The sequence below is a fragment of the Methylobacterium sp. A54F genome (assembly GCF_053346035.1).
The window spans coordinates 1-303 of the sequence record NZ_JBKFBF010000135.1 but is presented as its reverse complement, the minus strand read 5'-3'; the positions used below and the strand labels follow the sequence as shown (position 1 = coordinate 303).

Genomic DNA, 303 nt, shown 5'->3' with positions numbered 1-303 from the left:
GACGACCAGCATGCGGACCATCAACTCGGGGTCGACGGAGGGGCGGCCCGTCGAAGCGTAGAACGGGGCTAGCTCCTGGCGCAGGCCGACGAGGTCGACGAAGCGGTCGATGGAGCGAAGCAGATGGTCGGCGGGAACGTGGGTGTCGAGCGAGAACTCGTAGAACAGGGCACCCTGCTCGACTTGCCGAGGTCCCATCATCTGCTTCGATCTCCGTCCCTCGACAGGAGTGAATCACCTCATCACAATCGCTGCAACACCCGAGTTTTTCAACAGAATCGACCCAAAGCAGACGGTCGCTCC

The 303-nt window shown here is 61.7% G+C and carries 1 pseudogene; it reads right to left on the bottom strand.

The features are described 5' to 3' along the window. Window positions 1–201, bottom strand: a pseudogene (locus ACLBXP_RS25650) (IS5/IS1182 family transposase); the annotation flags it as partial. Window positions 202–303 lie beyond the last annotated feature (102 nt).